General features: G+C 34.2%; 17 protein-coding genes. 13 read left to right on the forward strand and 4 right to left on the reverse strand.

The genetic code is table 11. From position 1 onward, the window contains the following. The first annotated feature begins 373 nt into the window (after positions 1-373). From dnaN to purF, 4 genes are all read left to right on the forward strand, one after another. Positions 374-1,534, forward strand: coding sequence for a DNA polymerase III subunit beta (gene dnaN / locus EW15_RS00005; RefSeq protein WP_038650396.1), 1,161 nt, complete (start codon positions 374-376; stop codon positions 1,532-1,534). A 2-nt stretch (positions 1,535-1,536) separates the two neighbouring features. Next, entirely contained in the window at positions 1,537-2,319 is a 783-nt protein-coding gene (locus tag EW15_RS00010) for a PRC-barrel domain-containing protein (protein ID WP_038650399.1), read from the forward strand. 3 nt (positions 2,320-2,322) lie between these two features. Beyond that, the gene (gene purL / locus EW15_RS00015) at positions 2,323-4,734 is read left to right on the forward strand and encodes a phosphoribosylformylglycinamidine synthase subunit PurL (protein WP_038650402.1); all 2,412 of its coding nucleotides are present in this window, start codon (positions 2,323-2,325) and stop codon (positions 4,732-4,734) included. 61 nt (positions 4,735-4,795) lie between these two features. Beyond that, entirely contained in the window at positions 4,796-6,253 is a 1,458-nt protein-coding gene (purF, locus tag EW15_RS00020; RefSeq protein WP_038650404.1) for an amidophosphoribosyltransferase, read from the forward strand. On the opposite strand, the gene EW15_RS00025 is transcribed toward purF, so the two are convergent. The 3 genes from EW15_RS00025 to queG form a co-directional block, all read right to left on the reverse strand. After that, entirely contained in the window at positions 6,250-8,742 is a 2,493-nt protein-coding gene (locus EW15_RS00025) for a DNA topoisomerase (ATP-hydrolyzing) subunit A (protein ID WP_038650407.1), read from the reverse strand. The two genes, purF and EW15_RS00025, sit on opposite strands and share 4 nt — an antisense overlap. Positions 8,743-8,825: 83 nt before the next feature. Next, positions 8,826-9,689, reverse strand: a complete 864-nt coding sequence (locus EW15_RS00030; RefSeq protein WP_225866571.1) for a tetratricopeptide repeat protein — start codon at positions 9,687-9,689, stop codon at positions 8,826-8,828. A gap of 11 nt (positions 9,690-9,700) precedes the next feature. Then, entirely contained in the window at positions 9,701-10,681 is a 981-nt protein-coding gene (gene queG, locus EW15_RS00035; RefSeq protein ID WP_052041131.1) for a tRNA epoxyqueuosine(34) reductase QueG, read from the reverse strand. A gap of 148 nt (positions 10,682-10,829) precedes the next feature. Between queG and EW15_RS00040 the strand changes: the two genes are divergently transcribed. From EW15_RS00040 to EW15_RS00065, 6 genes are all read left to right on the forward strand, one after another. Continuing rightward, entirely contained in the window at positions 10,830-11,555 is a 726-nt protein-coding gene (locus tag EW15_RS00040) for a DUF502 domain-containing protein (RefSeq protein WP_038654901.1), read from the forward strand. Between the two features lie 17 nt (positions 11,556-11,572). Beyond that, a complete protein-coding gene (gene nusB, locus EW15_RS00045; RefSeq protein WP_038650412.1) occupies positions 11,573-12,199 on the forward strand; it encodes a transcription antitermination factor NusB in 627 nt (208 codons plus the stop codon). Further along, a complete protein-coding gene (ftsY, locus tag EW15_RS00050) occupies positions 12,196-13,491 on the forward strand; it encodes a signal recognition particle-docking protein FtsY (protein WP_038650415.1) in 1,296 nt (431 codons plus the stop codon). The genes nusB and ftsY overlap by 4 nt, the downstream gene beginning before the upstream one ends. A gap of 58 nt (positions 13,492-13,549) precedes the next feature. Further along, on the forward strand, positions 13,550-14,950 hold the full coding sequence (locus EW15_RS00055; RefSeq protein WP_038650417.1) for a PP2C family protein-serine/threonine phosphatase: 1,401 nt from the start codon (positions 13,550-13,552) through the stop codon (positions 14,948-14,950). Between the two features lie 48 nt (positions 14,951-14,998). Beyond that, the gene (gene argH / locus EW15_RS00060) at positions 14,999-16,390 is read left to right on the forward strand and encodes an argininosuccinate lyase (RefSeq protein WP_038650420.1); all 1,392 of its coding nucleotides are present in this window, start codon (positions 14,999-15,001) and stop codon (positions 16,388-16,390) included. A 126-nt stretch (positions 16,391-16,516) separates the two neighbouring features. Then, positions 16,517-17,272: an RNA-binding protein gene (locus EW15_RS00065; protein ID WP_038650422.1), complete on the forward strand. Its 756-nt coding sequence runs from the start codon at positions 16,517-16,519 to the stop codon at positions 17,270-17,272. A 17-nt stretch (positions 17,273-17,289) separates the two neighbouring features. Here EW15_RS00065 and dusA read toward each other — a convergent pair whose 3' ends face one another. Continuing rightward, on the reverse strand, positions 17,290-18,297 hold the full coding sequence (dusA, locus tag EW15_RS00070; RefSeq protein ID WP_038650425.1) for a tRNA dihydrouridine(20/20a) synthase DusA: 1,008 nt from the start codon (positions 18,295-18,297) through the stop codon (positions 17,290-17,292). Between the two features lie 89 nt (positions 18,298-18,386). Between dusA and msrB the strand changes: the two genes are divergently transcribed. The 3 genes from msrB (at position 18,387) to dnaJ (ending at position 20,903) form a co-directional block, all read left to right on the forward strand. Next, on the forward strand, positions 18,387-18,854 hold the full coding sequence (msrB, locus tag EW15_RS00075) for a peptide-methionine (R)-S-oxide reductase MsrB (protein ID WP_036906078.1): 468 nt from the start codon (positions 18,387-18,389) through the stop codon (positions 18,852-18,854). 94 nt (positions 18,855-18,948) lie between these two features. Further along, positions 18,949-19,728, forward strand: a complete 780-nt coding sequence (grpE, locus tag EW15_RS00080; protein WP_038650428.1) for a nucleotide exchange factor GrpE — start codon at positions 18,949-18,951, stop codon at positions 19,726-19,728. Positions 19,729-19,772: 44 nt separating this feature from the next. After that, entirely contained in the window at positions 19,773-20,903 is a 1,131-nt protein-coding gene (dnaJ, locus tag EW15_RS00085; RefSeq protein WP_038650430.1) for a molecular chaperone DnaJ, read from the forward strand. The last annotated feature ends 1 nt before the right edge of the window (position 20,904 follow it).

Genomic DNA, 20,904 nt, shown 5'->3' on the forward strand with positions numbered 1-20,904 from the left:
GGACATTCGAATATCCAAAAATAAAACTGTCTGTTAATTTCAATTGTTTATGCTTATGAGTGTTGTGGAAAACTCACTAAAACTAGTTAATAATTATTTTTAGTTTTTCCACAGAGACTAAAATTAGTAGAAAAAATATTTTTTTCCACTTTCAAAATAACTTCTCCACAAGCAAAATTTGAAAAATAATAGATGATTACTATGGTTTCTGTGTTAACCACAGAAACCACAGCCTCTACTACTACTAATTCAATTTCATATAAGAAATAAAGAAGTTGAATAGAAGTGAAAAGTTTTGTTTTTTTTAACGGTATTGCTTTTTGGAAATAGCTATGAAATTCTTATATCAAGGATTTTTATTTGAAATAACAGAATGAAGTTAAATTGTTCCCAGTCTGAATTAAATACTGCTCTTCAATTGGTTAGTAAAGCAGTTTCTAACCGACCGACGCACCCTGTATTAGCTAATGTTTTGCTCGCTGCTGATGAGGTAACTGGTAAACTTCGTCTTACTGGTTTTGATTTAAGTTTAGGAATACAAACTTCAATATCTGCTTCTATAGAGAGTAGTGGTGCTATAACTTTGCCTGCTAAGTTATTTGGTGAAATTGTCTCGAAATTATCTAATGACTCACCTATAATTTTGGCATCAGATGAAAATAGTCAACAAGTCGAGTTAACAAGTAAAAGTGGAACATATCAAGTAAGAGGAATGCTTTCTGATGATTTTCCTGATTTACCTTTAGTAGAAAGTGGTATATCGCTTAAGTTGAATCCATTATTATTATCCAATGCAATTAAATCAACTTTATTTGCAAGTAGTACTGACGACGCTAAACAATTACTTACTGGTGTGAATCTTACCTTTAACGGCCATGGTATTGAATCTGCAGCTACTGATGGACATAGATTAGCTGTTCTTAATTTAAATAATATATTATCTGATTCAAAAGAGACAGATAGTTCAAATAATTTAGAAAAATTTTCTATTACATTACCTTCTAAATCTTTAAGAGAAGTGGAAAAATTTTTAAGTACTTGTGATATTAGTCAACCAATTAATTTTTTTATTGAAAAGGGTCAAGTAGTTTTTATATCTGTCGATGATATTATAACTATCAGGGCTTTAGAAGGTTCTTATCCAAATTATTCACAATTATTGCCTGATACTTTTGAAAAAGAATTAGAATTTGATCGGAAAGAATTTATATCTTCATTAGAAAGAATTGCTGTTTTAGCAGATCAACATAATAATGTTATAAAAGTAACTACTGATGGTTCTGCTAATTTAATAAAAATTAGTACAGATGCCCAAGATATTGGAGCAGGTTATGAATCAATACCTGTCTCTTATAAAGGTGAATCATTTCAAATAGCATTTAATGTTAGATATTTATTAGATGGACTTAAAGTTATAGATTCAAATCTGATTAAATTAAGTTGTAATTCTCCTACTACACCTGCAGTTTTCTCACCTATTAATAGTGATGTTAATTTTACTTATTTAGTAATGCCCATACAAATACGAAATTAATTTTGGCTGTTCCTAAAAAATTATTATTTAGTGATTTATTAAAACATAACGTTCGTTGTGAGAGTGGAATTGATCATGGTCCAGTTATTAGTCCATGGATGCATCCACCTGTTCATAGATTATTAGGATTTATAACTCGTCCTTCTAACTTGAGACTTGACAGAGAGGTGTGGAGATTAGATCAACTAAAAGGAATAAATCAACAAGAAGTGTTTGTAAAAGGTCCTTGTTCAGTTTCTGACGAACAAACCTTAGATCGTTTCCCTACTTTAATGAATGCAAATGTTTTTAATAGAAGTGGTCAAAGAATAGGCTTAATAGCTGATTTTCTTTTTGAGCTAAAGAAAGGAAATATACAATATTATTTAGTTAGTAGATCTAATCCATTTATTCCAGGAACTAGTAGATGGCGTTTAAACATAGCTCAAATTATTGATAAACAGCCAGGTTCTATCTCTTGCGATATTGATACATTTGAAGACCTACCAATACAGAAAGCTAGTTTAAAAGAAGAATTTCTTAGTAAGAGTAGAAAATGGAAAACTCAATTTCAAGATTTAACTCATAACGCTTCTGATAAGCTTGAGGGGTGGATCGATGATCAAATTAGCGAAAGTGATAACGATTTTGTTAATAATTCTTATGAAATATTGAATGACGATGCTTCATATGATGACTGGATAGACAATTTAGATATAGATAGTGCCGAAGAATTTAATAGAATGAATAAACGTAAGAAAAATACAAATTCCACTAATGAAAGAGATCTTGATCCTTGGATTTAAGAAATGACAGTGTCTTTTGAAAATAGTGATTTTAACCAATTCATTAATTCATCAAAATTTCTTGTTGAATATGATGTTATGTCTGTTCTTGAGCAAGAAGGCTTAAAACAATCTGATTATGTAGAAATTTGTAGAAGACTCAATCGGGCTCCAAACAGAAATGAATTAGGAATGTTTGGTGTTATGTGGTCTGAACATTGTTGCTATCGAAACTCTCGACCTTTACTTAAAAATTTTCCCACAACAGGTAGTCGAATCCTTGTAGGGCCTGGAGAAAATGCAGGTGTAGTTGATATTGGTTTAGGGCAAAGATTAGTTTTTAAAATTGAAAGTCATAACCATCCATCAGCTGTAGAGCCGTTTCAAGGAGCAGCAACTGGGGTAGGTGGAATTCTTAGAGATATTTTTACTATGGGAGCTAGGCCAATAGCCTTGTTGAATGCTTTAAGGTTTGGTCCATTAGATGATGAAAAAAATATTAGTTTAATGGAAGGTGTAGTTGCAGGTATTTCTCACTATGGAAACTGTGTAGGTGTTCCTACTATTGGAGGAGAAGTGGGATTTGATAGTAGTTATTCAGGTAACCCCTTAGTTAATGCAATGGCGTTGGGTTTGATGGAAACAGAAGAAATAGTTTGTTCAGGTGCTAGTGGAATAGATTTTCCAGTTCTTTACGTAGGAAATACAACTGGTAGAGATGGTATGGGAGGAGCAAGCTTTGCTAGTTCTGAACTTTCTAAAACTTCACTAGATGATCGACCTGCAGTTCAGGTTGGTGATCCTTTTCTTGAAAAAGGATTAATAGAAGCTTGTTTAGAAGCCTTTAAAACAGGTTATGTAATTGCTGCTCAAGATATGGGAGCGGCGGGGTTGACATGTAGTTGTTCTGAAATGGCGTCTAAAGGTGAGGTAGGAATTGAATTAAACCTTGACCTTGTTCCGGCGAGAGAAAAGGGAATGACTGCATATGAATTTTTGTTGTCTGAATCACAAGAACGAATGCTGTTTGTTGTGAAACCTGGTTCAGAAGAAGAGTTGAGACAATTATTTATAAGATGGGGATTATATGTTGAAGTTGTTGGAAAAGTTTTAAAAGAAAAAGTTGTTAGAGTGATTCATAATGATGAAGTAGTAGCAAATCTGCCCGCATCTGCGCTTGCCGATGATACACCTATAGAAGAACATATATTAATAAATTCAATACCTGAATATTTGCAAGAACATTGGAAATGGACTGAAGATTTACTACCCAAAACTTTAAATGATGGAATTATTAATATAAAAAATAATTTATTTATTAGTTGGAATAATGTTCTATCAGATTTATTAAGTACGCCTTCAATAGCTTCAAAAAATTGGATTTATAAACAATACGACTATCAAGTGCAATCTAATACAGTTGTTTCTCCTGGAGAAGCTGATGCAGCTGTTATTAGGATTCGTTCTCAAAATGATTTTCAAACCAAACCAAAGAAAGATAGGGGAATAGCATCAGTCGTAGATTGTAATGATAGATGGGTTTATTTAGATCCTCTAAGAGGAAGTATGTCTGCTGTTGCAGAAGCAGCTAGGAACTTAAGTTCTGTGGGAGCTGAACCTATAGCAATTACAAATAATTTAAATTTTTCTTCTCCAGACAAAGCAGTTGGTTTTTGGCAATTATCAATGTCATGTGAAGGGATAACTAAAGCTTGCTTAGCATTGAATACTCCAGTTACAGGAGGAAATGTCTCATTATATAATGATACTAAATTGCCCAATAATACCGTTATCCCAATACATCCAACGCCAGTAATTGGTATGGTTGGATTAATAGAGGATATTAATAAAATTTGTAAAAAATCTTGGGTTAAAGCTAAAGATCAAATATGGATGATTGGTCTACCTCTGGAAAATAATATCAATCAAGATCCAAGAATTTCACTATCTGCATCATCTTTTTTAGAGTATATTCATGGATTGAAAACAGGAAGACCTCCAGAAATAGATTTAAATTTAGAAAAACAAGTTCATGCATTTTTAAGAGAAATAATAAAAAAAGGTATTATTAACTCTGCCCATGATTTAGGTGATGGTGGTTTGGCAGTAGCTATAGCTGAATGTTGTATTTCTTCTGGCTATGGAGCAAATATTATGCTCTCTCCAAGTGAATCAAGATTAGATAGACTCTTATTTGCTGAAGGAGGAGCAAGAGTTTTAGTTAGTTGTTCAAGTGATCAAAGCCTAGAATTAAGGAAATACTATAAAAATATTTCCTTACAAGAATCTAATCTTTTTTCAATATCTCATTTAGGTAATGTAAATAATCAAAAAAGACTATTAGTATCTCAATCTAATCATACAATTATAGATGTTAATATTTCAGACTTGAAAGATATATACAAAGACACTATTTATAAAAAAATAACTAAATAAAATCATCTATGAATTATAATTCTAAAATTAAATTTAGGTCACGTAACCAAGGAATATAATCATGTGTGGAATTGTAGGTGTTGTCTCAACTGATCAATGTAATCAACAAATTTACGATAGCTTGCTACTGCTTCAGCATAGAGGTCAAGATTCTACGGGAATAGCAACAATGGATGGCAGTGTTTTTCATATTAATAAATCTAAAGGTCAAGTTCGGGAAGCTTATAGAACTAGAGATATGAGAGCTTTGATTGGAAGATCAGGATTGGGGCATGTACGTTATGCAACTAAAGGTGCTGCTCATAGAGAAGAAGAAGCACAACCTTTTTACGTAAATGCTCCTTACGGAATTATTCTTGTTCATAATGGCAACTTAACTAATACAAGAGAGCTAGAAAAAGAACTTTTTAAAGTTGATAAAAGACATACAAATACATCAAGCGATACTGAAATGTTATTAAATGTTTTGGCAACAGAATTAAATAGTGAAATAAAAGGAAAAGATATAGATCCAGATGATCTTTTTAATGCTGTTAAAAGACTTCATTCGAGAGTTGAGGGATCCTATGCTTCAATCGCTTTAATAGCAGGTCATGGTCTTTTAGCCTTTAGAGATCCTTTTGGAATTCGCCCTTTGGTTATTGGGAGAAGGATAAAAGAAAATAACAAACCTGAGTGGGTAATCGCTAGTGAATCTCTAGTTATTGAAAATAATGATTATGAAATTGTAAGAGATGTTGAACCAGGAGAGGCGATCTTTATAACTTCAGATGGTGAGTTTTTTTCTAAACAATGCTCAGATAATCCACAATTATTCCCCTGTTCATTTGAATATGTTTATTTAGCTAGACCTGACTCAATTATGAATGGTATTTCTGTTTATGAGTCAAGATTAAGAATGGGGGATTTATTAGCAGAAACTATAAAAAAACAAATTTCTCTTGGTGATGTAGATGTAGTAATGCCAATTCCTGATTCTTCTAGACCTGCTGCAATGCAGGTAGCAAGACAGTTAGGTATTGAATATAGAGAAGGTTTTTTCAAGAATCGTTATGTAGGTAGAACATTTATAATGCCTGGTCAATCTTTAAGAAAACGCTCAGTGCGTCAGAAGCTAAACGCTATGAGTACAGAATTTAAAAATAAAAATGTATTGATAGTTGATGATTCAGTGGTTAGAGGAACCACATCTCAGCAAATCGTTCAAATGGCAAGAAGTGCTGGGGCTAATAAAGTGACTTTTACTTCTGCTGCACCACCAATTAGATATCCACATGTTTACGGAATTAATATGCCAAGTAGGAATGAATTGATCGCTTATAATAGAGATATAAAACAAATAGAAAATAATTTATTTATTGATAAAATGATTTATCAAGAAGTAGACGATCTTACTAAAGCTATTACGCAAGGTTCTAGAATAAAGGAATTAGATTTATCTTGCTTTACAGGAAAATATGTTACTGGAACAGTCACTGATGAATATTTAACTTGGGTTGAAAAAACATCTTTGTCTTAATTTTGTTCTGGTAATTTCATTGAAAAACTAGATTTTAAAAACTCATTATTGTTTAATTCTATATTTAATCTATTCTGTTTTTTATATGAACTATTATCAATTTGATCGGTTTTTAATTTTTGATATTTAGCATTATCAGTGCTAATATAAACGTGTTTATTATTTATAAAACAATCAATTACTCTTTCTTTAATTGTTTTATTATCTTTAAAATGTATTCCCATTGTTCCTAATGCTCCTTTTTTGGAAATAGTTATTTCTTTAATTGAATGTTTTATGAAATAACCTTTATTAGTTATTAAAATTAAATCTTTATTTTGTTTTTTTTCTTCTTCTTTGAAACTTAAGGCTTTAACTATATTTTCATTTGGAAATAATTTTATTATATTTGTTCCTTGAGCTAATTTGCTCATCAATGGGAAATCATTTTCTACTATTTTAATTTTAATAATTCTTCCAATATCACTCACTATATACAAATAGCTATTCTCTTTACAAAGAATGCAAGATTGAAGCTTTACACTGTCTTTTAATTTTAAAATCGTAGTTGACCGATTAGAAATATCACTAATCTCATTGATTGAAATTCTTTTAAACTTTCCATCAGTACTTATTAATCCTATACTTATATCTTGTATTTCTGTTAGTGGAATAAGATTAATTATTTTATCATTTTCTAAACCTGCTGGTAAAAATCGTTTTAGAGGGCCGGGTTTTTGTCCTGCAAATTCCCACTTAATAAGACCTATTTTACCTTCTTGACTAACGGCTAATATTTTGGGCTCATCTTTAATTGGCCATATTAGCTTTGCAGGGAGAATATCTTTTCTTTCTTGATCACTTTCTTTTAACTTTAATTTTTTTATTGTTAGTGAAGGAACTATTTTTATTTCATTATTCGATTGTATAATTATTTCAGAATCCGTTGATAATTCTTTTAACGCATTTATTCTTTGAAGTTCTTTATTTGGTCTTTGATTTGCCATTTTTTCAGCAATAAGAGCATCTCCACCTTCTATTAATTTTGTTCTTCTTTTACTACCAAATCTTTTTTTAAGATCTTTTAGCTCTTTAATCATAACTTTCATTAAATTTTCTTTGTTATTAATTATCAATTCGAGTTCTGCTCTCTTATTTTTTAAATCTTTTATTTCATTCTTTAGAGAATCTTTTTCGAGACTTGTAATTTTCTTTAAAGGCATACCGAGGATCCCATCTGCTTGCCTCTCATTAATCTTTAAGCTAATAATTAAATTAATTCTTGCTTCAGTTGTATCTTTAGAATTTTCAATCAAATCAATTACTTTTCTAAGATTATTTGTAGCTTGGATTAGAGCCTCTACTATCTCTTGTCTATTTTTAATATTTTTAAGTAAATAATTACTTCTGAGTAAAATAGTATTTTCTCTAAATTCTAAAAAATTATTTAATAATGTTCTTAACGTAAGTTGTACTGGCTGGCCATTAACTAATGCAAGTAAAATGGCACCAAAGTTGCTTTGTAAAGCAGTTTTTTGATACAAAAAATCTAGAATTTTTTTTGGATCAGAATCTCTTTTAACTTCAACAAGAATTCGCATTCCATCTCGATCACTTTCATCTCTAATATCTGCTATTCCCGAAACTTTTCCATTATTTACAAGGTCAGCTAATTTTTCAATCCAGCCAGCTTTGTTTAATTGATATGGTAGTTCTGAAATAATAATCCCACTTCTTTTGTGTTTACCCTTTCCAGGATTAATTTCTTCAATGTGAGCTATTCCTCTCATGGTTATACTTCCTCTCCCTTTTGTGTAAGTTTCTTTTATTCCGCTACTTATCAATATCTCACCACCCGTTGGAAAGTCAGGTCCAGGTATCATTTCTAATAATTTTTCTTCGTTTAGTGAAGGTTTTTTTATTATTGCTATTAAGGCCTCTACTACCTCATTCAAATTGTGTGGAGGAATGCTTGTAGCCATTCCAACAGCAATCCCTGTACTTCCATTTAAGATGAGGAAAGGTAATTGAGCGGGTAAAACATCTGGTTCTTGTTGTGAGCCATCAAAATTTGGTGAAAAATCAACAGTTTCTTGATCTATTTCACTTAAAATTGCATCGTTAGATATTGGCGCAAGTCTAGTTTCCGTATATCTCATTGCTGCAGGAGGATCATCATCAATAGATCCAAAGTTTCCGTGACCATCAAGAATTGGATATCTTGAATTAAATATTTGAACTTGTCTTACAAGTGCATCGTAGACAGCTTGATCTCCATGTGGATGATATTTGCCAAGAACATCTCCTACAACACGAGCACATTTCCTGTAAGGTCTTTCGGGCGTAAGTCCTAATTCGTGCATTGCAAAAAGAATTCTTCTTTGCACCGGTTTCAATCCATCTCTCGCGTCTGGCAATGCTCTCCCAACGATTACGCTCATTGCGTACTCGAGATAAGAACGCTGCATTTCCTGATGCAACGATATAGGTTTCAGCCGTTCCTTGGCCATCTTGAAGTATGAAAGAGGCCTAAATTTCTTTGTTTAGGTTACTAACTAATTTGCCAAAAACCAGCTTTTTGTTAAACATTAACTCATTGAGTTTTTTCTCTAGCTTCTCTAACTACTTTTTTCATTTCTTTCGTTTTAAAAAAAAGTTTTGCTGACTGTTGTAACTTTCTTCCCCACAATTGTTCAGATTGATATTCAATATCAGCATATTGTGGATTATCTATTAAAGCATTTTTTGCTATGTTTAATGATTCAATTGACTTTCCTTTCGTTGAATAGATTGAAATTGCTAATGCAAGTCTAGGCTCAGCATTATTACTTAATTTTGCTGCTAATTTAAATTTTGAGATAGCTTCTTTTTTTTTATTAATTTCATAAAGAATGAGACCTTTATTATTAATTACTTGCCAAAAATTAGGATTTAATTTAATTACTTTATTGTAAGTATCTAATGCTTTAGTATATTCTTTTAGCATAAAATATGCATTTCCAAGTTGGAAGTAGCCTGTTTCATTTTTATTATCTAAAAATAATCCTTGTTTAAGCATTAAAATAGCATTCTTAAGATGTTTTGAATTCATATATATAGAACCTTTAGTAAAATATATTGAGGCATTTTTAGGATTTATTACTAAAGCTTTATCCAATGATAATAATGCTCTATCACTATCTTTTGATTTCAACTGTGCTTCTGCAAGAGCCATCCAAAGAGTTTCTTCTTTAGGATTTAGTTGTAATGCAAGTTTTAAAATTTTAATTGCTTCTTTATATTGACCAAATTGAATCAGTTGAATAGCTGTTTTTCCGATTTGTATTGAAGTAGATTCAAATTCTTGTTGGTTTGGTTCGTTAATCTTTGGAAAAAATGCAATTGACGAATTAGGTATAAAAAAACTTTCAATTAGACTTAGACTAAGTAAATATTGAAAAATTTTTGAAGTTTTCATCATAATCATTTTTATGTATTCTTTGATATTGAATCTATATTCCTACGCCACATCCATGGCTTAATTCGTTTTAGTGCTGAATTTTTTAAACTTTCTTTCCATCTTGAATCATCCCATGACAATAGATCTTGTTTACTTGTATTTAATATCCATTCAGATGGCTGAAGATCCGGTTCTGCTGTGCTCGGAATATTGTTTTGGTTCCATGGACATACATCTTGGCAAATATCACAACCAGCAATCCAATTGCCCATTTTATTAATAATGTTTTTTGGTAATTCTTGATCTCTGTTTTCTAAGGTGTGATATGCCAAACATTTGTTTGAGTTTATAATAAATGGTTCTTCTATTGCTTTAGTTGGGCAGGCTTCAATACATTTTTCACACTCACCACATATTGGTTTGGAAGGCTTATCAGATTCTAAAACTTCAGTAGATAAGAGATGACCTAAAAACATCCATGAACCAATCTCAGAGTTAATTATGTTGCTGTGTTTTCCAATCCATCCAATACCAGCTTCTTCTGCCCATGCTTTATCTAAAAATGCGCTTGTATCAACACATATTTTCCATTTAGCATTTGGTCTTTCTGTTTCTAAAAACTTAGCAATTTTTTTTAATTTTTTTTCAATAATTTTGTGATAATCCTTTCCCCATCCATATCTGGCAATTGATATGTCTTTAGGTGCTCTGTCAGTATCTACATAGTAATTAAGTCCAACAGCAAGAACACTTTTTACCCCTTTGAGAAGGCTTTCTATATCTTTTCTTCTTGGGCTCTTCATCCATTCCATTTTTGCTTGATGGCCTGCTTGTAACCATCTTTCTAATGAAGCGGTTCGAAGTTTGATTCTTGAAGATCCTGGAACTTTTGCAATTCCTACTGCATCAAAGCCTTCTTCAAAAGCTTTTTCTTTAATTTTTTTTGCCAGATCAATAGAATTTTTCAAGATTGGAGCTAGTTTTTCATGAATAATGCTTTTGCCTTTCATTAAAAGGTTTTTTAGTCAATTCCGACTTTATTAGGAGCTTTAAATGCTTTCTTTTGATGTTTTATTTCTATTAATAGCTTAAATTATTTAATTAATGCACTTAATTTGGTTAGATTGTGTATATATATATTTTTCGGACTCTCTTTATTTGGTGCAGTCCTCTCCCAAGGAAGATCTGACTCTTGGCTCAAGGCTTCAGCAGGATCTTAAAAACGACCTAATAGCCGGTCTTTTGGTGGTTATCCCCTTAGCTACCACTATTTGGTTGTCTACAATTGTCAGCCGCTTTGTTTTGGCGATATTAACTTCAATACCAAAACAATTAAATCCTTTCATTACTCTTAATCCTTTATTGCAAGACCTTATCAATCTTGCTTTGGGTTTAACCGTCCCATTACTCGGTATTTTGTTGATAGGTCTTATGGCCAGAAATTTTGTAGGGAGATGGTTGCTTGAGTTTGGGGAAGGAACTCTGTCTCGAATACCACTTGCTGGATCAGTTTATAAAACTCTTAAACAACTTCTAGAAACCTTTTTGAGAGATAATTCAACTAGATTTCGCAGAGTTGTGTTAGTTGAATATCCCCGAGAAGGTTTATTCAGCGTTGGTTTTGTGACTGGTATTGTTGGACCATCTTTACAAACTGAACCAAAGCAACCTTTGTTAAGCGTTTTTATACCTACTGCACCAAACCCTACAACTGGTTGGTACACATTAGTGCCAGAAGATTCTGTTAAAGATTTAGATATCACGGTTGAAGATGCTTTTCGAACTATTATTTCTGCTGGAATTGTAAATCCTGATGATAGGAGTAACTCTACAAATACATCTTTTTCTAGTTTATTTTCTCAGTTAAGAGCATCATCGTCGTAAGGCTTTTAGTTAAAGTTATGCAATTAAAATCAATTTCCAGAGAATTAGCTCTTTTACTCTTAGGACAAATTAAAAAAAAAGATATTAATAAATTAAATACTGAAAGTTTACTTAGTAAAGCAATTGAATCTTTAACTCAACATTGGCGAGAACAATTAGATTCATGTGCATCGCAATTAGAAAAAGCCAATCAGGAATTATTGGATAGTGAATTTCAAGGAGATGCCGGATTGTTAATTAAATCTCGAAATCATTTGAAAACTTGCTTGATTGACTCAGAGAATATACTTAACTGCTTGTCTGAAAGTATCGAATTACCAAGATTACTAGCTTTAGTTGATCAAAAGGAAATACGTGATTTCGCTCTGAGGCGTGTTAATTTAGTTATTGAAAAGCAAGATGAGATTGATCATAAGCTTGATAGCGTTATGGAAGGTTGGCGTTTAAAAAGATTACCTAGAATTGATAGAGATATTTTGAGATTGGCATGGGTTGATTTAATCGATTTTAATACTCCTATGGCTGTTACCTGTAATGAAGCTGTAAATCTGGCTAATCGTTATAGCGATGAACAAGGACGAAGAATGATTAATGGAGTTTTAAGGAAACTTCAAAATTCTGCTTTAATACTAAATTTGAAATGAAAGACGATTTCTCTCAGAACAAACAGAATTCTTCTAATGTGGAGCAAAGTGAGAATTCATCTTCTGGGATTGATGACTCTTTAGATTGGGCAAAACAAGTTTATTTGCAACTGAAGCAAAAGCAAAAAGAGGAAAAAGAGTTATTTCAAAAAGAAATTGAAGAAAAAGAGATACTGAATACTAAAACAAATATAAACGAGGATTTTAAGTCAAATAGTAAAGTTGAAAATAGATTGAAAGTTAGTCAAGAAACACAAGGAGAAGATCAGCCTCAACTAGGAGATTTTGACGATACTTTCACATGGTCAGCAGAAGTTTTAGCCGCTCAAGGTAAAAAAATTGATCAATTTTCATTAGATGAAATTGATTGGCTCAGCAGGCTGAAGCGAGGATTAGAAAAAACTCGTAAAGGCTTTGTTACTGATTTATTAGATAAATTAGGCGACGATCCACTTACTCCTGAAGTTCTTGATGATTTAGAAACTCTTTTACTTAGAGCAGATGCTGGAGTTTCTGCTACTGATCAAATTTTAGAATCTCTAAGAACTAAGTTAAACGAGGAAGTTGTTGAAGCTTCTGAGGGTTTGCGTTTTTTAAAAGAACAACTAGTCAATGTTTTAGAAAAGCCAATCAAAGATAGTGGTGTTGATTTACTTTCTCCACAAAAAGGTTGTTTAAATATTTGGATGCTAGTAGGGGTTAATGGTGTTGGGAAAACGACGACTCTTGGTAAATTGGCAAGTGTTGCAAAAAGAAGTGGTTTTTCAGCAATGATTGCTGCTGCAGATACTTTTAGAGCTGCAGCTGTTCAACAAGTCAAGGTATGGGGTGAAAGAACAGGGGTTGAAGTTATTGCAAATGAATCTAAGAATGCCGATCCAGCATCGATAGTATTTGATGCTATTGGTGCAAGTAAGTCAAAGAATATAGATCTACTATTGGTAGATACTGCAGGAAGATTACAAACGAAAAATAATTTAATGGAGGAATTAAAAAAAATTAGAAAAATTATCGATAAACTTGCTCCTAAAGCAAATGTTGAATCTTTACTAGTGCTTGATTCTAGTCAAGGTCAAAATGGGCTAAGGCAGGCTCTAGCATTTGCTGATTCAGCAGAATTAACAGGAGTAATACTTACAAAACTTGATGGATCTTCTAAAGGAGGTGTTGCTATGGCTGTTGCATCAGAAGCAAAACTTCCTGTCAGATTTATCGGAGCTGGTGAGAAAATTAGAGACTTGAGACCATTTAATAGTTTTGAGTTTATTGAGGCACTTTTAACTGTTAAATGATTTTTAGAAATTTTGTGTATATGTTGCTAGGTTTTAATTTCTTTATTGCCGGAGAATTGTGAAAGAAAATTCTCCAATTTCAGAACAACAAAGTCAACACCCTAATAACTTCTTATCAAGTGCTGCTTCCAAGTCTTTAAGCGATTTGGTTCACAGTCTTTCTCAAGAGCAAATTGTTAATCAAGATTTATTGCTTTCATTGAGCTTTGCTTTGCGAAGTTTTACTAATTTACAGCGTTTTCTTGAACTTATTCCTCTTCTTATTACTCAATTAGTTGGCGTTAAAGGATCATTGTTAATTTCATTTCAAGATAATGGAAGTCTTTGGCGGGAACAGTTACAAATGGTTCCTATGGATGAAGATCAGGAACTCTTTAGAAAATTATTTCTTTTAGAGGAAGGGAAGAAAACGGGTTTTGGCATGCAGGAAAAGAATATTGAAATGTTAGATCGCTTAGTTGAAAGACATTTTGAATCTTGTAATGTGATCGCTACATCGATAGTTTCGAGAGGAAGACCGCGAGGTCGATTATATGTATTTGATAAAAAAGAGATTGTTTTAGGAAGTAATGTTCATCGAAAATATATTCAAATAGTTGCTGATCTGACCGGAGTAGCTATAGAAAATGATGCCATTTTTCAGGTGATTCGTAATCATGAAAAAGTTGATAGACAAATAAGTATTGGCGCCGAAATTCAATCACAATTATTGCCAGATCAATGTCCAGTCATTGAAGGAGTTGAATTAGCTGCTTGTTGCAGGCCAGCTTTTCAAGTAGGTGGTGATTATTACGATTTTATGCCCACTCGCTCAGATTTAAATGAAACAGCAAAAGCTAGTGGGCGGTGGGCTTTTGTGATAGGTGATGTTATGGGTAAAGGTGTTCCTGCTGGATTGTTGATGACTATGCTACGAGGGATGCTTAGAGCCGAAGTTTTAACAGGATTACCCCCTGATGTTATTTTGCATGACTTGAATCAATTAGCTCTTGAAGATTTGACTCAATCACATAGGTTTGTAACTTTATTTTATTCGGACTTTGACGCTCAATCAAGAAAATTACGTTTTGCTAATGCAGCACATAATCCTCCTTTACTTTGGAGCGCTAAGTCAAAATCAATCCATAGATTAGACACCCCTGGTCTATTAATAGGTCTTCAACCTGAAGCGGAATATGGATGTGGGGAGATATTTCTTCAGCCTGGTGATGTTCTTCTGTACTACACCGATGGTGTTACTGAGGCACCTGGTATTTCGGGTGAACGTTTTGATGAAAATCGTTTAATAACTTTTTTAGATAAATTTGCTAAGGAAGGCTTGGGGGCTAAACAAATATTAAATAAACTTTTTGAAAGATTAGATGGTTTTGTTGGTGTTAGTGATCATCATCTTGAAGATGATGCATCAATGGTGGTTTTAAAAGTCAATGATGAATTAACGGTTCCTGAATTAACTTAGTAATCACCTGACAATTGCGAAGACTCTTGCTTTATTTATATTAGTAATATGGAAAAAGCATTGAGCAAAACTTGGAGCGAGAGATTTGATAAAGGACTTAATCCTTTTATAGAAAAATTTAATGCTTCAATCGATTTTGATATTTGTTTATTAGAAGAAGATTTGGATGGATCAATTGCCCATGCACGTATGCTTGGAATCCAAGGGATTATTACCAAGGAAGAGGCCATTAAATTAGAAAATGGTCTTCAACAGATTAGAAAAGAGGCATCTGATGGTTTATTTCATCCTGTCATTTCAGATGAAGATGTGCATTTTGCAGTAGAAAAAAAATTAATAGATTTGATAGGCTCGGTAGGAAAAAAACTACATACTGGCCGTAGTCGTAATGATCAAGTTGGAACAGATCTTAGATTATGGCTAAGAAAGCGTATTGATGAAATTGATATGGATTTGGAGCGTCTTCAGATAGCTCTTTTTTTATTAGCAGAAGAAAATCTTTACACGCTTATTCCTGGTTATACGCATTTACAAAGAGCACAACCTTTGTCTCTGGCGCATCATTTATTGGCATATATTGAGATGGCACAAAGAGATAGAAACAGATTGAAAGACGTAAGAAAACGAGTGAATATTTCCCCGCTAGGAGCAGCTGCTTTAGCAGGAACATCTATTTCTATAAGCAGAAAAATTACTTCTTCAGAATTACACTTTCAAGATATTTACGCTAACAGTTTAGATGCTGTAAGTGATAGAGACTTTGTCGTAGAATTTTTAGGAGCCTCTTCGTTAATTATGGCTCATTTAAGTAGATTATCTGAAGAAGTAATTTTATGGGCATCGGAAGAATTTGCATTTATTCAATTAACCGACCGATGTGCTACCGGAAGTAGTCTTATGCCTCAAAAAAAGAATCCTGATGTGCCAGAACTTGTTCGGGGTAAGTCAGGAAGAGTATTTGGACATTTACAAGCTATGCTTACTATGATCAAAGGATTACCTTTGGCTTACAATAAAGATTTTCAAGAAGACAAAGAAGCCATTTTTGATAGTGTTAAAACAGTTAAGAATTCCTTGGTTGCCATATCAATATTGTTTGAAGAAGGTTTAATTTTTAGAAAAGAAAGACTTAATCACGCTGTTTCATCAGACTTTTCAAATGCCACTGACGTTGCTGATTATTTAGTGGCTAAAGACATACCATTCAGAGAGGCTTATCAATTAGTCGGGCGAATTGTAAAAACTTCTTTAGAGGAAGGGATTTTACTAAAAGACATTACTTTGGAAAGATGGAAAACATTTCATAAATTTTTTGAAAAAGATATTTACGAAAAGCTTTTACCGTCAAGTGTGGTTGAGTCTCGTTTGAGTGCTGGTGGAACTGGATTTGAGAGAGTTCAAGAACAGCTTCTTTCTTGGCGAGAAAAATTATTTAATTAAAAAATTCGTTATAAATCTATTTTAGGGCTTTCGGTATTAAAGTGTTTAGTGATAACTCATTTTAGAGTTATTAATTTTGGCTATTCATAGCCGATTAGTTACATTTTATTTTAAGTCAATTTTCAAGTGAGTATTTTTGTCGGCAACTTGCCCTTCCGCGCTGAGCAGGAAGATGTCATGGAATTGTTTTCTCCCTTTGGGGAGGTGTCAAATTGTTCTTTACCTTTAGAACGAGATACGGGACGCAAAAGAGGTTTTGCTTTTGTTGAGATGGCTGATGAAGCAGTTGAAGCTTCAGCAATTGAATCTCTACAAGGTGCTGAGCTCATGGGCCGTCCTTTAAGAATCAACAAAGCCGAACCTAGAGGGAGTGCTCCCAGAAGAGGCGGCGGTGGCGGCTATGGCGGTGGTGGCGGCTATGGCGGTGGCGGTCAAGGCGGTTATGGCGGTGGTGGCTATGGCGGTGGCGGTCAAGGCGGCTACGGCGGTGGCGGTCAAGGCGGCTACGGCGGTGGCGGTCAAGGCGGCTATGGCGGTGGCGGTCAAGGTGGCTACGGCGGTGGCGGTCAAGGTGGCTACGGCGGTGGCGGTCAAGGTGGCTACGGCGGTGGCGGTCAAGGCGGCTACGGCGGTGGCGGTCAAGGTGGCTACGGCGGTGGCGGTCAAGGCGGCTACGGCGGTGGCGGCTATGGCGGTGGCGGTCAGTCTGATCAATCAGCTCAAGATAGACCTTCTGGAGCCAAAGGCTGGGAAGATCGTAGTCATGGTAATGCTTCTCAAGATGTAAATGACTTTGATCAAGGTCGTAGTAGAAGAAGAAGAGGTGCTTCGCCTGAAGGGGGAGCTGACTCTACTGCAGATTATGGCGGCGCAGAATCTTAAAGATTTCGTTTATTTTTTTATTGCCCAGCATCTTCGAGTTGTTGGGCAATTTTTTTTAAAATGGAAATATCAGCTTTCTGAGTTTGACATTTTTCACTTAATTCTTGTCTCAATATTTTTGCATTAGGAATATTTTCTATCAGATTTAAAATGTGTCTAGAAATTTGCCAAAGACGTCCATCATTCTCTAAATGCTTTTGAGCAAAAGGAATAAGCTTTTTTATTATTTTTGATCTTGATAAATATTTTTCTTTTTGTCCAAAAATTAATGAATCAATTTTTGTCCAAAGAAATGGATGAGAGTATGCAGCTCTTCCCACCATTGCTCCATCAAATACTTTGAGAGCTTCAATGGAATCATTAATCGTATTTAGTCCACCGTTCAGCTCAATAATTAATTCCGGCCTGTTATTTTTTAATTTTTGAACTCTTTCATATTGAAGAGGTGGAATTGTACGATTTTCTTTTGGATTTAATCCATTAAGCCAAGCTTTTCTTGCATGAATTATGAATCTGTCTGCTCCTGCAAGTGAACAAGTATCAACAAATTTTAGAAGATAATCATCACTGTCGAGATTATCAATACCAAGCCTGTGTTTGATGGTTATTGGTTTATTGCATGATTTCTTCATTTTCTCAATACAATCAGCCACTATCTTTGGTTTTCCCATAAGACAAGCTCCAAAGTTGCCAGATTTTACTCTCGGACTTGGACATCCAATGTTTAAGTTAATTTCGTCATAGCCCCAATCTTCAGCCATTTGAGCTGCTTCAGCTAAAAGTTTCGGGTTGTCTCCTCCTAGTTGTATGGAAATAGGATGCTCAATCTCATCAAAATCTAATAATTTATTCCTGTTTTTGCTGTAATGGAGCGCTTGGGCCACAATCATTTCAGTGTAGAGAAGCGATTTTTTGGTGATCTGGCGCATAAGGACACGAAAATGCCTATCTGTGCAATCCATCATTGGAGCAATACTTAATCTGTAGTTAGCTATTTCATTTGTTTTTAAAGAATTGGAAATCATTTTTTATGAATTAATTTTTTCAACTTTTAGGGAGTAAATTTTATTAAGATTCACTGACTTGAGAAATTTCTTTGAAGCGTAGATTTTTTATGTTTGGACTTTTGAATACTCTTTTTGGTTTTACTATCAAACCAAAAAGCGCTTTTGCCTCCTCTAAACCTATGGAAAACTATAAAACTCTAACTGATGCAGACTGGGAAAATCGTTTACCCAAAGACGCTTTTTACGTCTTACGAAAGGAAGGAACAGAGAGACCGTTTTCAAGTCCATTAAATGATGAAAAAAGGAAAGGAGTTTTTCGTTGTGCAGGATGCGGTCTTGCTTTATTTTCTTCAACAACAAAGTTTGACAGTGGAACAGGCTGGCCAAGCTTTTTTGATCATTTACCGGATGCAATAGAGACAAAAACAGACTTCAAATTAATTGTCCCCAGAACTGAATATCATTGTCGACGATGTGGTGGGCATCAAGGACATGTTTTTAATGATGGTCCAAGACCCACTGGTAAACGATATTGTAATAATGGTGTAGCTCTTGCTTTTGAAGTTGATTCGTAAATGATTATCTTTTCTATTCAAATAGGTGTGGGCTTCCGTAGCTTGTACAAAAAACCCTTTGCAATCAACATGGTCTAAAAGCTGATTGAATTATATGAATTCAGACGTTTCCTCTTCCGAATATGAATTATCACAAGATGGTTCATCACAAAATAATCCCAGTGAAAATTCTGTAAGTTCTCCTAAAAGTAATGAATCAGTTAATCAAGTTGAGCTTTCTGATAATCCCGACGTAGAGCCTCAAGTGAAGAATGATTCGGTAGATACATCAAACGAACAATCTTCAACTAGTTGTGATTCAAATATTAAAGGTTCAGATACTGAAGCAAGATTACAGCAATTAGAAAAAGAGCATGAAACTTTAAACAGCCAATATATGAGAATAGCTGCTGACTTTGATAATTTCCGAAAGCGACAGACGCGTGATCAAGATGATCTAAAAATTCAACTTACTTGCACAACCCTTAGTGAAATACTTCCTATTGTTGATAATTTTGAAAGAGCAAGGCAGCAGTTGAATCCTGAGGGTGAAGAAGCTCAAGCATTACACCGAAGCTACCAAGGGCTTTACAAACAATTAGTTGAAGTTCTTAAGAATCTTGGCGTTGCTCCAATGCGAGTGGTTGATCAGGCTTTTGATCCGTCTTTGCATGAGGCAGTTATGAGAGAGCCCAGCGATGAAAAGGCTGAGGATATTGTGATTGAAGAATTACAACGGGGTTATCACCTTAACGGTCGTGTTTTAAGGCATGCCTTGGTTAAAGTTTCTATGGGTCCAGGCCCGAAAGCCGTTAATGAAGAGATTCCTGATCAGAGTGCTTCTAATCAAGAACTAAGTGAATCTGTAGATGGTTCAACTAAAGATGAGAATTAACTACATGATGATCGAAACGGAATTGAATTTGTTTAAATGTACTAATGGCTGATTTTTACGATCTATTGGGTGTCAGCAGAGATGCTGATGCTGACACTTTAAAAAGAGCTTATAGACAGCAAGCTCGGAAATATCATCCTGACGTCAATAAGGAAGCAGGTGCAGAGGATAAGTTCAAAGAAATAGGCAAAGCATATGAAGTTTTAAGCGACTCTCAAAAGCGAGCTCGTTACGACCAATTTGGAGAAGCTGGAATAGGTGGGGCCGCTGGCATGCCGGATATGGGAGATATGGGTGGCTTTGCAGATTTGTTTGATACCTTTTTTAATGGCTTTGGTGGTGCTAGTTCAGCTGGAGGTTCTCGCCCTCAAAGACGCGGACCACAACAGGGAGACGATTTACGTTACGACCTAACGATAGATTTTGATAAAGCTATTTCTGGACAAGAAAAAGAGATTACGGTCCCTCATTTAGAAACTTGTGATGTTTGCAGAGGCACTGGGGCTAAGAAAGGCACTGGTCCTGTTACTTGTCCTACATGTAGTGGTGCAGGTCAAGTAAGAAGAGCGACTCGTACACCTTTTGGAAGTTTTACTCAAGTCGCTGAATGTCCAACCTGTGGTGGTACTGGACAAGTGATTAAAGATCCTTGTAATGCTTGTGGAGGGAAAGGGGTTAAACAAGTAAGAAAAAAATTAAAAATTAATATTCCTGCTGGTGTTGATAGCGGAACACGATTAAGAGTCTCAGGAGAGGGTAATGCTGGATTAAAGGGTGGTCCATCTGGAGATCTATATGTTTTTTTAAAAGTTAAAAATCATCCTAATTTAAAGAGAGATGGATTGACAATTTTATCTGAAGTTAATATTAGTTACCTTCAGGCAATTTTAGGAGATACTATTGAAATAGAGACTGTAGATGGCCCTACTAAATTGCAAATTCCAGCAGGAACCCAACCTAACTCTATTTTGAATTTAGAAAATAAAGGGGTGCCGAAACTAGGCAATCCAGTTGCTAGAGGTAATCATCAAGTCTCAGTAAAGATTAAATTACCTACAAAATTATCAGATTCTGAAAGAAATTTATTAGAAGAATTAGCTGGACATTACTCTGCACGTGGACCTCAACATCATTATCATAAAAGTGGCTTATTTAGTAAGTTATTTGGTAAATAAT

The organism is Prochlorococcus sp. MIT 0801, assembly GCF_000757865.1.
In the GTDB taxonomy this organism is placed as follows: domain Bacteria; phylum Cyanobacteriota; class Cyanobacteriia; order PCC-6307; family Cyanobiaceae; genus Prochlorococcus_B.

Bases quoted from the DNA above. Each gene is read 5' to 3' on its own strand.
- EW15_RS00030 (WP_225866571.1), bottom strand. From the start codon at position 9,689: ATGAAAACTTCAAAAATTTTTCAATATTTACTTAGTCTAAGTCTAATT.
- argH (WP_038650420.1), top strand. From the start codon at position 14,999: ATGGAAAAAGCATTGAGCAAAACTTGGAGCGAGAGATTTGATAAAGGA.
- purF (WP_038650404.1), top strand. From the start codon at position 4,796: ATGTGTGGAATTGTAGGTGTTGTCTCAACTGATCAATGTAATCAACAA.
- nusB (WP_038650412.1), top strand. From the start codon at position 11,573: ATGCAATTAAAATCAATTTCCAGAGAATTAGCTCTTTTACTCTTAGGA.
- dnaJ (WP_038650430.1), top strand. From the start codon at position 19,773: ATGGCTGATTTTTACGATCTATTGGGTGTCAGCAGAGATGCTGATGCT.
- grpE (WP_038650428.1), top strand. From the start codon at position 18,949: ATGAATTCAGACGTTTCCTCTTCCGAATATGAATTATCACAAGATGGT.
- purL (WP_038650402.1), top strand. From the start codon at position 2,323: ATGACAGTGTCTTTTGAAAATAGTGATTTTAACCAATTCATTAATTCA.
- ftsY (WP_038650415.1), top strand. From the start codon at position 12,196: ATGAAAGACGATTTCTCTCAGAACAAACAGAATTCTTCTAATGTGGAG.
- msrB (WP_036906078.1), top strand. From the start codon at position 18,387: ATGTTTGGACTTTTGAATACTCTTTTTGGTTTTACTATCAAACCAAAA.
- EW15_RS00025 (WP_038650407.1), bottom strand. From the start codon at position 8,742: ATGGCCAAGGAACGGCTGAAACCTATATCGTTGCATCAGGAAATGCAG.
- dnaN (WP_038650396.1), top strand. From the start codon at position 374: ATGAAGTTAAATTGTTCCCAGTCTGAATTAAATACTGCTCTTCAATTG.
- dusA (WP_038650425.1), bottom strand. From the start codon at position 18,297: ATGATTTCCAATTCTTTAAAAACAAATGAAATAGCTAACTACAGATTA.
- queG (WP_052041131.1), bottom strand. From the start codon at position 10,681: ATGAAAGGCAAAAGCATTATTCATGAAAAACTAGCTCCAATCTTGAAA.